Source organism: Actinomyces sp. ICM47, assembly GCF_905369875.1.
In the GTDB taxonomy this organism is placed as follows: domain Bacteria; phylum Actinomycetota; class Actinomycetes; order Actinomycetales; family Actinomycetaceae; genus Pauljensenia.
The window spans coordinates 1-13,340 of sequence record NZ_CAJPJE010000010.1; the positions used below are offsets into that span (position 1 = coordinate 1).

Here is a 13,340-nt window from a genome sequence, read left to right on the forward strand (position 1 = left end):
AAACCGTTGCACTACTTCCGCATGCGATGCACTAGCAGCGGAGCAGTGCAATGCCACCCCGCATCGTGCGATACCCACCTATCCAGTGCAATACCCGCGAGCGACAAGCACAATCAAAAATCCCGATAGCACCGCCAGCGTGGAGGATACCGGAGGGTCCGGAGGGCACGGGCGGGCTTCGAGATCGACCACTCCGAGCCGTCAGGCTCGCGTGTGGCGATCTCGCGGGCGGCCGGGCCCGACGGCGCCCGGAACACCAGCGGCGCTACAAGCAACAACGAGCAGCGCCGAGCGAAGCTCGCGGCGCGGACGGCTCGCGGGCGGGCCGCCGCCCACGGGTGCACCAAGCAGCCGGGCTCAAACACACACGAAGCGGCGCCCAGAACACCAGCGGTGCTACAAGTAACGAGCGCCAGACACGCGGAAACCCCGCCCCGCAGATGCGGGACGGGGTCAGCCCACCCAGTCGGGCGAAAAAGTCTGAACGAGTCAGACGGGGAAAGTCACTTAAGGGTGACCTTGCCGCCGGCCTCTTCGATCTCAGCCTTGGCCTTCTCGGCGTCTTCCTTCTTCGCGGAGGGGAAGATGGTGGAGGGCGCGGAGTCAACCAGGTCCTTGGCTTCCTTGAGGCCCAGGCCGGCCAGGTTCTTGACGACCTTGACGACGGCGATCTTCTTGTCACCGGCGGACTCGAGGACGACCTCGAACTCGTCCTTCTCTTCCTCGGCGGGGGCGTCGGCGGCCGGAGCGGCAACGGCGACGGCTGCGGGGGCAGCGGCCTCAACGTCGAAGGTCTCCTCGAAGAGCTTCACGAAGTCGGAGAGCTCGATGAGGGTCATTTCCTTGAAAGCTGCGATGAGCTCGTCATTGGAGAGCTTAGCCATGAGTGGCATCCTTCCTAATTGGCCTGCACGAGTGCAGATTGTTGGTTTGTTTCACGCAGCCGGTGGCGGCGTGAAACATGGCCTGTCTCGTCAGGCCGCCTCGCTCTGCTTTTCGCGCAGAGCATCGATGGTGCGCACTGCCTTGACGGGCAGAGCGTTGAATGCGAACGCCGCCTGACCGATCTTCGCCTTGAGGACGCCTGCGGCCTTGGCCAGCAGGACCTCGCGGGACTCGAGATCGGCGAGCTTCTTGACACCCTCGGCGCTCAGGGGAGCGCCGTCCATCGAGCCGGACTTCAGCACGAGGGCGGGGTTTTCCTTAGCAAAATCACGCAGGGTCTTGGCGGCCTCAACGGGCTCGCCGGAGACGAAAGCGATGGCCGTGGGACCCTTAAGGTCCTCAGCCAGGAAGTCGAGGCCGACCTCCTTGGCCGCCAGGCGCGCCAGCGTGTTCTTTGCCACGGCGTAGGTCGCGTTCTCGCCCAGGCCGCGACGCAGCTGCTTCAGCTGGCCGACGGTCAGGCCGCGGTACTCGGTCAGCAGGACAGCGTCGGCTGCGCGGAAGCGCTCCACGAGCTCGGCAACTGCTGCCACCTTGTCGGACTTCGCCATGGTCCTCCTTCCAGATACGTGACCGCAGGTAAGAAAAAACCCGACACGCAGGTTCGTGTCGGGCACATGCTCGAATGCCGCGCGGGGCGGCTCACTCACCTGCGTTGGATTTTTCTCCACTAGCGTGGACACCAACGGTCTTCGGCACGGATCAGCTTAACAGGGCGGTTACCTGCGTGCAAGCATGGCGGCGCGTTTCACAGACGAGGCCGGGGTCGACCGCGCACACCTGCGATGGGTGCATCAGAGGATGCGCGAGGTCGGGGCTGGTTTGCGGGGTATCCGGGAAGGATGCGTCCGGCTTGACTCTGGGTGGAGCGCCTGGTATCCGACACACGAAACGGTGTTCGCCGTCCGGAGATGCGCATTGGGGGCCCGGCCTCGCGGCGTGAGAGCCGTCAGACGAGCTTCCACCCCGCTGCCCGCGAGCGCGCGTCCCAGAAGGCCCGGTACTGGCCGTCCGCCTGCGAGTAGAGCTCTGCGTGCGTACCAATCTGGGCGACGCAGCCGCCCTCGTCGAGGACGACGATCTGGTCGGCTGCCGTGATTGTGTCGAGCTTGTGGGCGATGACGATGAGGGTCGCGTCGCGCCGCAGGGCGGCCATGGCGTCGGTGATGCGCGATTCGTTTTCGGGGTCAAGGGCGCTCGTGGCCTCGTCGAAGAGGACGATGGGCGCGGCCTTCAGGAGCGCGCGGGCGATGGAAACGCGCTGGCGTTCTCCTCCGGACAACGCGCGCCCGCCCTCGCCGACGGGGGTGTCCCAGCCGTGCGGCAGGCGTTCGATGATCTCGTCGACTCCGCTCAGGCGAGCCGCTTCCTCGATATCTGCGCGGCTCGCGTCGGGGTTTCCGACGCGCACATTAGCTTCCAGGGTGTCGTCGAAGAGGTAGACGTCCTGGAAGACGAGAGATAGCTGCGCCATGAGGTCAGTGGTGTCCCAGTCGCGCACGTCTGCGTCACCCACTCGAACGCATCCCGCGTCCACATCGTAGAAGCGTGCGACGAGGCGCGCGATGGTGGTTTTGCCACAGCCCGAGGGACCGACGATCGCCGTCATGGTTCCGGGTTCGACACAGAAGGACACGCCTTGCAGGACCGGGTGGTCGGCCTCGTAGGAGAAGGACACGTCCTCGAGGGCCACGGATGCGCCCGACGAGGCCGAAGCCTCGTCCGTGCGTCGCACGCCCTTGGGGGCGGGCAGTTCTGAGGCGGAGAGGATCTCGTGACTGAGGTCGAGGACCGGTCGACGCGTCTCGAAGGCTGAGGTGAGCGTCCCGATGTCGACGAGGATCTGCGTGAAACGCAGAAGCAGCCCGATCGCGACGATCGCAGCCACGGGGCCGACCTGTTCCCCGACCGCGAGCCACCCGATCGCGCAGATGAGCGTTACGATGACGACCTGGGCGGCCATGCCGTTGACGATCTGGCCGACGGTTTCCCGCATGAGAGAACGCCGCGCCGCCACCCCGTACGCATCCTCGGCTCGCAGGAGGGGTTCGTAGGAGGCGGAGCGCCCGCAGGCTCGCAGCGCCCCCTGCTTGGTCGCGTATTCGACGATGCGGTGGGACAGCTCGCGGGCGGGCGGCTCTTTCAGGGCGGCCCCCGACTGCAGGCAGCGGCGCGCCACCCACACTCCCCCGCCGACGACCGGGATCGCGGCCACGCACACCAGCCCGAGGACCGGTGAAAACACGGTAATGCCGACGAGCATCGTCGCCGAGGTGACGATGGCGGCGATGAGGGGCGAGTACATGTGCGCGAAGATCTCACCCAGAACCATGAGCTCACGCGAGACGAGGCGCGACGTCTTTCCGGCCGTGTCTGCGCGGAAGGACCCGAGCGGCAGGGACGCCACCTTGTCGCCGATCGCGCGGTGCATGTTCGACAGGAAGTCAAAGGCCACCGAGTATGAACGCATAGCGAGCAGGTACTCGACGACAAATGAGGCGAGCGCGCATCCAGCCAGCACCACGAGCCACGCGCTCAGAGGCATCCCCCAGGCGCTGTGACCCGAGGTCAGGGCGAGCGCGGCCGGAATGAACGCGATGAGCGAGATTCCGCGCACGACACCGACGATGCAGGACAGGACGGTCGCCCGGGCGAAGTCGGCTCGTCCCTGCTCGGAGAGGGGTTCGCGCAGCCGGGAGATGAGGTCGAGCATGTCAGTGTCCTTTCGCGGGTGCGCTCATGCGACGCATGTAGGGATGATCGGCGAGTTGGTCGGGTGTGCCCAGCGCGATGAGACGACCAGCGTCGAGGATGGCGATCTGGTCGACGCCGACGATGGATGCTGTGCGGTGCGCGATCACCAGGACTGTCTTTCCCTGCACGAGGCGGGTAAGGGCCTGCTGAATATCGGCCTCGGCTTCCGGGTCGGTGAAGGCGGTGGCTTCGTCGAGGACGAGGATGGGGGCATCGACGAGGAGGGCGCGCGCGATCGCGATGCGTTGTGCCTGACCACCCGAGGGATGCGCATCCTCCCCGATGACGCTGTCGAGGCCTCGGGGTAGGGAACGCAGGTAGTCATCGATGCAAGCGGACCCAGCAGCAGCCCACACCGCTTCATCGCTGGCGTCCGGGACTCCGAGCGCGATGTTGTCACGCACGGAGATATCGAGGAGCTGGGGGTCCTGGAGGACGAAGGAGACGTGGCGGTAGAGAACGTCGGGGGCGATATCGCGCACGTCGACCCCTCCGATGCGTACGCTTCCACGGTCCGGGTCGGCGAAACGCGCGACCAGCGTCGCGAGCGTCGACTTACCCGAGCCGGAGGAACCAACGAGTGCGGTCACCGTGCCCTCGGGGATCGTCAGGCTCACATCGTCAAGCGCGAGGGTCGTCCCGTAGGAGAAGGACACACCGTCAATCTCAACATCCGATCCATCTGGCACGGAATGCCCCTCGGCGGGCAATGGATCAACAGAGAGCAGATCCACGATCCGCAGCGCGGCCGCCCCCGCGATCTGGTAGGACCAGGCAGTCGTCCCCAGCACCTCGATGGCAGCCGGGATGACGAGGGCAATGAGCGCGCAGGTGATGACCTGGACCGGGCTCACGATCCCGGCGGCCGCGAACGCTGCGCCTCCCGCGGTCGAGATGAGCAAGATCAACGAGGGAGACACGCTGGCCTGCCCGAGCGCGGAGCCTTTCAGCAGCGGACCGCACCAGTCGCGATAGAAGCGCGAGAAGTCCTCGGCCGCCCGAGTGAATCGCTCGTGTGAACGCCCGACGGTCCCAAAAGCCTTCACCACGCTGATTCCGGACACAAATTCGACCATCGTCGATGAGACGCGCGTCAGGTGTCGGTCCATCTGCGCGGTCTTCTCCCCCATGTCTCGCATCATCCACGCGTTGAGGAGCCCGTAGATGGGCAGCGTGGCAATCGAGAGAAGCCCGAGCCGCCAGTCGACGACGAAGGAATAGATGAGCAAGGACAGGGGTGCGCTGACGGCGGCTGCGGATTCGACGGGCGCATGGGCGATAACGGTGTGTACATCGTGTGTGTCGTCCTGGATGGCCTTGCGCACGGCCCCCGAGTTCGTGGATGTGAACCAGGCGAGGGGCGCTGCGGAGAGGACACCCACCATGCGCGAGCGCACGATGTGTCCGAAACGCACGTCCGCGAAGTGGGTGACGGTCAGCGCGACGAAGTAGATACCGTATCGAAGGCCGAAGGCGCCTGTCAGCCACATGAGCAGCATCATCACCTCCCCTCGGTCGGGCAGGACACCTGATCGAGCCGCAGCCAGCAGCACCTCCCCCAGCTGGACGAGGACGACGTAGGGGGCGACCGCGAGCGCGCCGTAGAGGAACCCGAGCACTCGGGCGACCATCATGGACCCACGGATGGGGGCGGTCAGTTCTTTGAAGGCGCGTTGGCCCGCCAGGTGAGCGGCACGCGGATCGTCGCTCTGCTTATCGTCAGTGAGTGGGGCACTCGGGGCCGAGGCAGTGGCGTCCTCGCGCTCGTCGGTATCGGTCATTGGGGTTCTCCTTCGCGCGCACGCTTGGTGCCCGTCTGCGTCAGTGTGATGAGTTGGTCCGCGCAGGCAGAAGCGAACTCGCCGTCGTGGGTGACGACGATGACGGCCGCTCCTTCGTTCGCAATGCGGCGCAGGGTCGCGGTAATTGAGTCAAGGTGCCGGGCATCGATTCCCGACGTGGGTTCGTCGAGGATGACGATTCGGCGCCCAGTGGCTCGCGCAGCTGCGATGACGAGGCGTTGCTTCTGTCCTCCCGACAGGCTGAGGGGATGGCGGTCCCCCAGGTGAGCGAGGTCGAAGTCAGCCAAAAGCTTCTCCCCGGCCTCGCCGCTGGCCCGCGACGCCCCGATCGTCAGTTCACCCGCTAACGTGTCGGAGAACAGCTGCCGCCCGGTGTCCTGCATGACGAGCGCACACGCGGCCCGTCGCTGCCGTCGACTCGTCGCCTGTCCGTCCAGGGTGATCGTTCCGGAACTGGGAGCAGCCAGACCGCATAGCACGCGCACGAGAGTCGTTTTTCCGACGCCGTTCACTCCCGCGATACAGGTGATCTGCCCGGCAGGAAAGTCGGCGCTAAACCCTTCGAACACGGGAGTTTTCCCGTAGGAGAAACTCAGATCCCGGCAGGACAGGCGCACTCCCCCATCAGGCGAGGACTCATTCTCGGAGTCCCGCGAGGGCACCCAGGCCTCGGGAGGACCGGGATCCACGAGGGAACGCAGTCCGAGCGACTGTCGCTGCGCGTCATCCATCGCATAGAACTCCTCACCACTCCACGCACGCGTGACCTCTCCGTCCTCCATGAGGAGAACCTGGTCAGCAAGCCCCCGCAGGAAGTGGAGGCGGTGCTCGACGACGACGATCGTCATCCCCTGCTCTTTGAGAACTGTGAGAGCGCGACGCACGTCGGCGATAGCGTCGGGGTCCAGGTTCGAGGTCGGTTCGTCGGCGAGGAGGACCGGGGCACCCGACGACAGCGCGCAGGCGAGCGCCACCTTCTGGAGCTGCCCGCCCGATAAAGTCGACAGCTTACGGTCCATGAGATGGGTGATGCCTATGAGTTCGGCGGCGCGCTCACTGTTCTCGATCAGGGTTTCTCGGTCGCAACCGTAGTTTTCCCCGCAAAAGACCAGCTCCTCGGCGACGGTGTCGCAGAAAAACTGGGTGCGCGGATTCTGGAAGACGGATGAGCACAGGTGACCGACCTCGGTCAGGGGGACCTCGGCGAGGTCGCGACCATCAATCCGCACCGCGCCTTCCAGCTGCCCCGGAGTCATCTGTGGGACGAGGCCGGTCAGCGCCCGCATGAGCGTCGACTTCCCACAGCCGGAGGACCCGCACACGAGGGTGAGAGTGCCCGGACGGGCAGACACATCGACCCCACGTAGGGCCTCAACACGATCTCCCATCAGCTCACTGACGTAGGAGAACGACAGGGATTCAACATCAATCACGGCAGGACTCCCAGGTGTGCACAGATCTCGATGGCGATGACTCCGGCCACACACGCGAGGGCGACCACATCCCAGACGGTGGTGCGCAGACGCGTCAGCGAGGTGGGACGCGTGGGGCCACCCAGGCCTCGGACAACGCTCGAAGCAGCCAGGTCGTCGGCCACGCGCGCGATAGACGACAGCAGCGGGACCAGGAAACGCTCGGCGATCACGAGGGGGTGCCGTATGATGCCGCGAATCCCGAGGTCAACGCCACGCATCTCCATCGCCTCGCGGATGGCGACCGCCTCGGCACCCACCGTCGGGAGGACACGAAACGCGACAACGAGGGCATCGACGAAAACACGCGGCAAGTGAACGGCACACAGGGCTGCCTTCATCTGGCCAATTCTCGTCGTGCGGTACACGTAGAGGGCGATGCCGAATCCCGCGAAGAACCGCGCGAACCAGAATGCGATCGCACTGCACGTGCCAATCACAAGGACCACGCCTCGCGGCAACCCCATGCCCTCGAGCCACGCGACGAGGAGGGGCGAGCCGAGGCTCAACGCGTCGCAGACGAGGCACCCAAGCCCGGTACGTACCGCCGCCCGACCGCCAACCTCCCACGCGAGGGCGGCGACGGCGAGCACCTGCACAGCCAGCAGCGTGGATGTGGGGCTCGCGCGCATGACGAGCGCGTTGAAGACGAGGAGGGCCAGAAGTTTTGTACGCGGATCAAGCTTGCTCGTCGCCTCGTCTGGGGCGGCCTCGGCGAGCGAGATCTCAGGCAACGCCGGCCTTCGCGAAGTGCTTGCGCAGCAGGAAGCGTCCGATGAGTCCACCGATGCACGCGACGATCATTGCGACGACAACCCAACCGCCGATAACGGCGGGGCTAAAGAGCGCACGCATAGCATCCGCGTAGTCCTGGCCCATCTGGGACGCAACGTCCTCGTAATAGGGATCCGGAGCGAAGAAAATGGGGGCAAGCGGACCGATCATCCACAAGGAGAACAGCATGTATGCGGCGATGTTTCGAGGGGCACTGACGTAACCGCCACCCCGGGCGATGAGATCACCCAGGAAACCGAGGATCAGGGTAACCGGAATGGTCACCCACGCGTGCCCGGTCACGACCATCAGGAAGGCAACAACTCCGCCCGCGATCGTGAGCGTGCCGAACATACGCGAACGCACCAGCATCAGCATGACGACCGATCCGTTGAGCAGCAGTCCGACGATCCAACCGACGAACATGAACGCTGGCCCGAAGAAGCCCAGCATCCCCGAGCACCACATGAGGACGAAGTAGACGGCGGTAAAAGCACCGATCGTGACGGCCGAGCGTGCTTTTGTGACGCCCAACCCTGCAGCCTGAGGCATTTTGTAACCCTTTACGAATGTAGGTTTATAGAAGCGAATTAAGGGTACCCTATCCGCGACCTATATTGTGTGACCTACGTCCCTTAATCTGCGCATGCATGTGCCAGCGCACCGAACGCCAGTCCCCGCCACAAAAAAGCGGGTCCCCGCGCAGCGTGTGCTGCGCGGGGACCCGGACGCTTAATCAGCGAGCGAGGCTCACTTCTCGAGCAGGTCCTTGACCTTGGTGACATCCAGCGGGATGCCGGGACCCATCGTCGTCGCGACGGAACCCTTGATCAGGTAGCGGCCCTTGGCGGAGGTCGGCTTGAGACGCAGCACCTCATCCAGGACGGCGGCGTAGTTCTCGGTCAGCTGCTCGGCAGTGAAGGAGGCCTTGCCGACGATGAACGCCAGGTTGGCGTGCTTGTCGACGCGGAACTCAATACGACCGCCCTTGATCTCCTTGATGGCCTTCGCGACATCCATGGTCACGGTGCCCGTCTTGGGGTTCGGCATGAGGCCACGGGGGCCGAGAACGCGGCCGAGGCGGCCAACCTTGCCCATGAGGTCGGGGGTCGCAACGGCGACATCGAAGTCGGTGTAGCCCTTGGCAACCTTCTCGATGAGTTCGTCGCCACCGACCTCGTCGGCACCTGCGTCGATCGCTTCCTGAGCGCGCGGACCAACGGCGAAGACCAAGACCCGGGCGGTCTTGCCGGTGCCGTGCGGCAGGGAAACGGTGCCACGGACCATCTGGTCCGCCTTGCGGGGGTCGACACCGAGTCGGAAAACGACCTCAACGGTCGAATCGAACTTGGTGACGGTGGTCTCCTTGGCCAGCTTCATGGCCTCGAAGGGGGTGTACAGCACGTCCGCGTGGACCTTCTCGGCCGCTGCGCGGTAGCTCTTGGAGCGCTTGGTCATTCTGCTTCTTCTCCTTGCAGTCGTGGGTGTCGGGCAGCGCCTGCCCTACCACGGAGGTTAGTTGGTGTCAGTCCTCGACGGTGATGCCCATGGAGCGGGCGGTACCGGCGATGATCTTGGCGGCGGCATCAGCGTCGTTGGCGTTCAGGTCGGCCATCTTGGCCTCGCCGATCTCACGAGCCTGAGCCATGGTGATCGAACCAACCTTGGCGGTGTTCGGGGTGCCGGAACCCTTCTGGACGCCAGCAGCCTTCTTGATGAGCTCAGCGGCGGGCGGGGTCTTGAGGACGAACGTGAAGGTACGGTCCTCGTAGACGGTGATCTCAACGGGGATGATGCTTCCGCGCTGCGATTCGGTGGCCGCGTTGTACGCCTTGGTAAACTCGATGATGTTCACGCCGTGCTGGCCCAGTGCGGGGCCGACGGGGGGTGCGGGGGTGGCTGCACCGGCTGCGATCTGAAGCTTGATCAGGCCGGTGACCTTCTTCTTCTTTGCCATGAATGCGGGTCTTTCTACTGAAGTTCTGGCCGACGGGTGCCGACCAGGGCGGCGCGTCAGAGGCGGGCCTACTGGGTCTCAGTGGGCACAGTGCACCCAACGCACACGAATATGTATGATAACTCCAACCCGGGCCTATCCCCAAGTCCGGGTGGGTGACATCACTGCTCGAGCTTCTCCACCTGGTCGAAGCCGAGCTCGAGCGGGGTTTCGCGCTCGAAGATGGTGACGAGCACCTTGAGCTTCTGGGTTTCGGGCATGATCTCGGAGATCGTGGCCGACATAGTCTCGAAGGGGCCGTCGGTGACGGTGACGATCTCGCCGACCTCGAACTGGGTCTGGACGGCCTGAACGGGCGCGGGCTGATCCTTGGCGGCCTCGGCGGCTTCCTCGAGGACGTTGGGGGTCAGGAGCATGACAACCTCGTCGATCGAGAGCGGCACGGGGTTGTGCTGGTCGCCCACGAAGCCGGTGACGGCGGGGGTCTCCTTGACGACACGGTACGAGGCCTCGTTGAAGTCCATGCAGACGATCGCGTAGCCGGGGATGCGCACGTGGCGCACGCGCTTCTTCGTGGTGCCGCGGTATTCCATGACGTACTCGTCCGGGACCTCGACGGCGAAGATGTAGTCTTCCATGTTCTGCGTGGTGATGCGCTGCTCGAGGTTCGCCTTCACCTTGCGCTCATGGCCGGAGTAGGTGTGGATAACGTACCAGTCGCCGGGGGACATGTAGAGCTTGCGGCGCAGCTTGGCGATCGCTTCCTCTTCGGGCGAGGCCGGTGCGACCTCTTCCTCTTCCGCTTCCTCGGACGCGACTTCCTCGGAGGCAACCTCCTCGGTCACCTCGTCGACGACTTCCTGAGCAGCTCCGTCGGCCAGGGCTTCGGCGGTCTCCCGCTCGACCTTTTCCCGGGTTTCCTCGAGGACCCGGTCCTCGCTGTACTGTTCGTCGCTCACGACTTCTCCTCCTGCGAATGGGGCCGGACCGTGAAAGAAACCCGCCTGCAGGTTTCTGCGGGCGGGTTCGTCGGTCTCAGCCGAAGATCAATGCACTTAGCTTACCGAATCCGAAGTCAAGGAGACCAGCGAAAAGCATGATTGCGGCGACAAACACAACGACAACAACGAAGTATGTCCAGGTTTCCGATCCGGTCGGGTAGGTCACCTTCTTCATTTCATCGATGACCTGCTTGAAGAACAGGAAGATACCTGCGAAGAAACCGGGCTTCTTAGCCTTATCCTTAACGGCGACATCGCGCTTGCGAGTGGCGCTCGCCTTCGTACGGTCTCGGCGCAAGGATTCGACGTCCGAGGCTTTTTCTGTGGCCATGGGAATCCTCCTGCGAAAATGAAAGCCTTATCCGCAGGGCAGGCGGGACTCGAACCCACAACCGCCGGTTTTGGAGACCGGTGCGCTACCAATTGCGCCACTGCCCTACGCAGGAAAACCTGCCTGAGAAACATTAGTGGATGTGATGCGACTTTGTCCAACCGAGTTCCACCCCCAGTCCGCACAATCCCCGAAATTCCGGCCCAGGCCTCGTAAATGAGAGGTAGCCCACGCGCGCATTGCAGGGGTGTCAACCCGCTCAGGCGCATGACGTGGGACCATGGAGGGGTGACCAATACACCTCGCACCCGTGTCTCTGATCGTTTCAACGCCATCACGCCGTCCGCGACCCTGGCCGTGGACGCGAAGGCCAAGGCCCTCAAGGCCGCCGGCCGCCCGGTGATCGGCTTCGGTGCCGGCGAACCCGACTTCGCCACGCCCGACTACATTGTCGAGGCCGCCGTCAAGGCCGCGCGCAACCCCGCGATGCACCGCTACACGCCGGCAGCCGGCCTGCCCGCGCTGCGCGAAGCCATCGCCGCCAAGACCCTGCGTGACTCCGGTTACGAGGTCTCCCCCGCCGACATCGTCGTCACCAACGGCGGCAAGCAGGCCGTGTTCCAGGCCTTCGCTGCACTGCTGGGTCCCGGCGACGAAGCCATCCTGCCGACCCCCTACTGGACCACCTACCCCGAGGTCGTCAAGCTCGCAGGCGCGACCCCCGTCGAGGTATTCGCGGGTGCCGACCAGGACTACAAGGTGACCGTCGAGCAGCTCGAGGCCGCGCGCACCCCTCGCACGAAGGTGCTGCTCATGTGCTCACCGTCGAACCCGACGGGCAGCGTCTACACGCCCGAGGAGCTGACTGCCATCGGCCAGTGGGCGCTCGAGCACGGCATCTGGGTCATTTCCGACGAAATCTACGAGCACCTGCTGTATGAGAACGCGCAGACCGCGCACATCGTCAAGCTGGTGCCCGAACTCGCGAACCAGGCCGTCATCCTCAACGGCGTGGCCAAGACCTACGCAATGACCGGCTGGCGAGTGGGCTGGATGATCGGCCCCTCCGACGTCATCAAGGCTGCCCTGTCCTTCCAGTCGCACCTGACCTCCAACGTCAACAACATCGCCCAGGAGGCCGCGCGCGCCGCCGTCTCGGGTTCCCTGGATGCAGTGAACGAGATGCGCGTCGCCTTCGACCGTCGCCGCCGCACGATCGTCGACATGCTGCGCCACATCGACGGCTTCGACGTTCCCACGCCCAAGGGCGCATTCTACGTCTACCCCTCCGTCGAGCGCCTGCTGGGTCGCGAGATCCGCGGACGCGTCGCTAACACGTCGGGCGAACTCGCCGACCTGATCCTCGACGAGGTCGAGGTCGCGGCGGTTCCCGGCGAGGCCTTCGGCCCCTCCGGCTTCCTGCGCTTCTCCTACGCCCTGTCCGACGACGACCTCGTCGAAGGTATCACCCGCGTACAGGAGCTCTTCGCCTGATGCATATCTCGTTCGAACGGACAGATGAGGAGACGCCCCGCGGGACCGTCCTCCTCTCTCACGGGTACGCGGAGCACTCCGGGCGCTACGTCCACCTGTGCTCCGCGCTCACCCGCGCCGGATACGACGTCGCCTACTACGACCACGCGGGCCACGGGACCTCCGAGGGTCCCCGCGCCCGCGTGGACGTGGGTGCCCTCGTCCGCGACTTTGGTGATGCGCGCCGGGTGACCCTCGCTCACGCACGCACCCCCGACCTGTTCCTGTTCGGACACTCAATGGGCGGCATCATCGCAGCCGCGTCGACGATCCTGGACCCGACGCGGCTGCGCGGCACCGTCCTCTCCGCGCCGGCGCTGCGACCCCTCCCCCACGTCTCCCCCTCCCGCGCCCGCAGACTCCTGCCGGTCGCCAGAATCAGCCCCGGCCTCATCGTCGCAAAGGGAGCCTCCGAGATGCAGGTCTCTCCCCTGTCTCGCGACCCGCAGGTCCAGCGCGACTTCGACGCGGATCCGCTCACATACAAGGGTGGCGTGCCGATCCTGACGGGCGCAACCATGATCCTGCAGGGCGACGAAGTGCTGCGACGCGCCGACCGCCTCACCACGCCAACCCTGGTCATGCACGGCTCCGGCGACCTCCTGGCGGACCTGCGCGGATCACGCGACTTCGTGCGGGCCGCACGCGGTGCCCACCCCGACGCGGACGTGCATCTGCGCATCGTGGACGGCGCGTACCACGAGCTGCTCAACGAACCCGAGGGTCCGGGCCTAATCCGCGACATCATCATCTGGCTCGGGGAGCACTAGG

At 65.1% G+C, this 13,340-nt stretch carries 13 protein-coding genes and 1 tRNA gene; 2 read left to right on the top strand and 12 right to left on the bottom strand.

From position 1 onward, the window contains the following. Window positions 1-503 precede the first annotated feature (503 nt). From rplL to QZ149_RS03495, 12 genes are all read right to left on the bottom strand, one after another. Window positions 504-884 carry a 50S ribosomal protein L7/L12 gene (gene rplL, locus QZ149_RS03440; RefSeq protein WP_291449892.1) on the bottom strand — a complete coding sequence of 127 codons (381 nt, stop codon included), beginning with the start codon at window positions 882-884 and terminating at the stop codon, window positions 504-506. Between the two features lie 90 nt (window positions 885-974). Continuing rightward, a complete protein-coding gene (gene rplJ, locus QZ149_RS03445) occupies window positions 975-1,496 on the bottom strand; it encodes a 50S ribosomal protein L10 (protein WP_291449893.1) in 522 nt (173 codons plus the stop codon). Window positions 1,497-1,894: 398 nt separating this feature from the next. Then, window positions 1,895-3,658: an ABC transporter ATP-binding protein gene (locus QZ149_RS03450; protein WP_291449894.1), complete on the bottom strand. Its 1,764-nt coding sequence runs from the start codon at window positions 3,656-3,658 to the stop codon at window positions 1,895-1,897. Window position 3,659: 1 nt separating this feature from the next. Continuing rightward, window positions 3,660-5,480 (bottom strand): ABC transporter ATP-binding protein, encoded by a 1,821-nt coding sequence (locus QZ149_RS03455; RefSeq protein ID WP_291449895.1) that lies wholly within the window; start codon window positions 5,478-5,480, stop codon window positions 3,660-3,662. After that, window positions 5,477-6,934: an ABC transporter ATP-binding protein gene (locus tag QZ149_RS03460; protein ID WP_291449896.1), complete on the bottom strand. Its 1,458-nt coding sequence runs from the start codon at window positions 6,932-6,934 to the stop codon at window positions 5,477-5,479. Before QZ149_RS03460 ends, QZ149_RS03455 begins: the two co-directional genes overlap by 4 nt. Then, entirely contained in the window at window positions 6,931-7,707 is a 777-nt protein-coding gene (locus QZ149_RS03465) for an energy-coupling factor transporter transmembrane component T (RefSeq protein ID WP_291449897.1), read from the bottom strand. The genes QZ149_RS03460 and QZ149_RS03465 overlap by 4 nt, the downstream gene beginning before the upstream one ends. Beyond that, window positions 7,700-8,299: an MptD family putative ECF transporter S component gene (locus QZ149_RS03470; RefSeq protein WP_291449898.1), complete on the bottom strand. Its 600-nt coding sequence runs from the start codon at window positions 8,297-8,299 to the stop codon at window positions 7,700-7,702. Before QZ149_RS03470 ends, QZ149_RS03465 begins: the two co-directional genes overlap by 8 nt. 198 nt (window positions 8,300-8,497) lie before the next feature. Further along, the gene (gene rplA, locus QZ149_RS03475) at window positions 8,498-9,205 is read right to left on the bottom strand and encodes a 50S ribosomal protein L1 (protein ID WP_009648753.1); all 708 of its coding nucleotides are present in this window, start codon (window positions 9,203-9,205) and stop codon (window positions 8,498-8,500) included. Window positions 9,206-9,272: 67 nt separating this feature from the next. Further along, window positions 9,273-9,704 (bottom strand): 50S ribosomal protein L11, encoded by a 432-nt coding sequence (gene rplK / locus QZ149_RS03480; RefSeq protein ID WP_291449899.1) that lies wholly within the window; start codon window positions 9,702-9,704, stop codon window positions 9,273-9,275. A gap of 161 nt (window positions 9,705-9,865) precedes the next feature. Beyond that, complete coding sequence (nusG, locus tag QZ149_RS03485) at window positions 9,866-10,663, bottom strand: transcription termination/antitermination protein NusG (protein WP_291449900.1); 798 nt, start codon at window positions 10,661-10,663, stop codon at window positions 9,866-9,868. Window positions 10,664-10,739: 76 nt separating this feature from the next. Further along, on the bottom strand, window positions 10,740-11,036 hold the full coding sequence (secE, locus tag QZ149_RS03490; RefSeq protein WP_291449901.1) for a preprotein translocase subunit SecE: 297 nt from the start codon (window positions 11,034-11,036) through the stop codon (window positions 10,740-10,742). Window positions 11,037-11,070: 34 nt separating this feature from the next. Then, window positions 11,071-11,143 (bottom strand) — tRNA-Trp (locus tag QZ149_RS03495). A gap of 181 nt (window positions 11,144-11,324) precedes the next feature. Between QZ149_RS03495 and QZ149_RS03500 the strand changes: the two genes are divergently transcribed. Further along, complete coding sequence (locus QZ149_RS03500; protein ID WP_291449902.1) at window positions 11,325-12,530, top strand: pyridoxal phosphate-dependent aminotransferase; 1,206 nt, start codon at window positions 11,325-11,327, stop codon at window positions 12,528-12,530. Continuing rightward, window positions 12,530-13,339, top strand: coding sequence for an alpha/beta hydrolase (locus QZ149_RS03505; RefSeq protein ID WP_291449903.1), 810 nt, complete (start codon window positions 12,530-12,532; stop codon window positions 13,337-13,339). The genes QZ149_RS03500 and QZ149_RS03505 overlap by 1 nt, the downstream gene beginning before the upstream one ends. Window position 13,340: the final 1 nt, after the last annotated feature.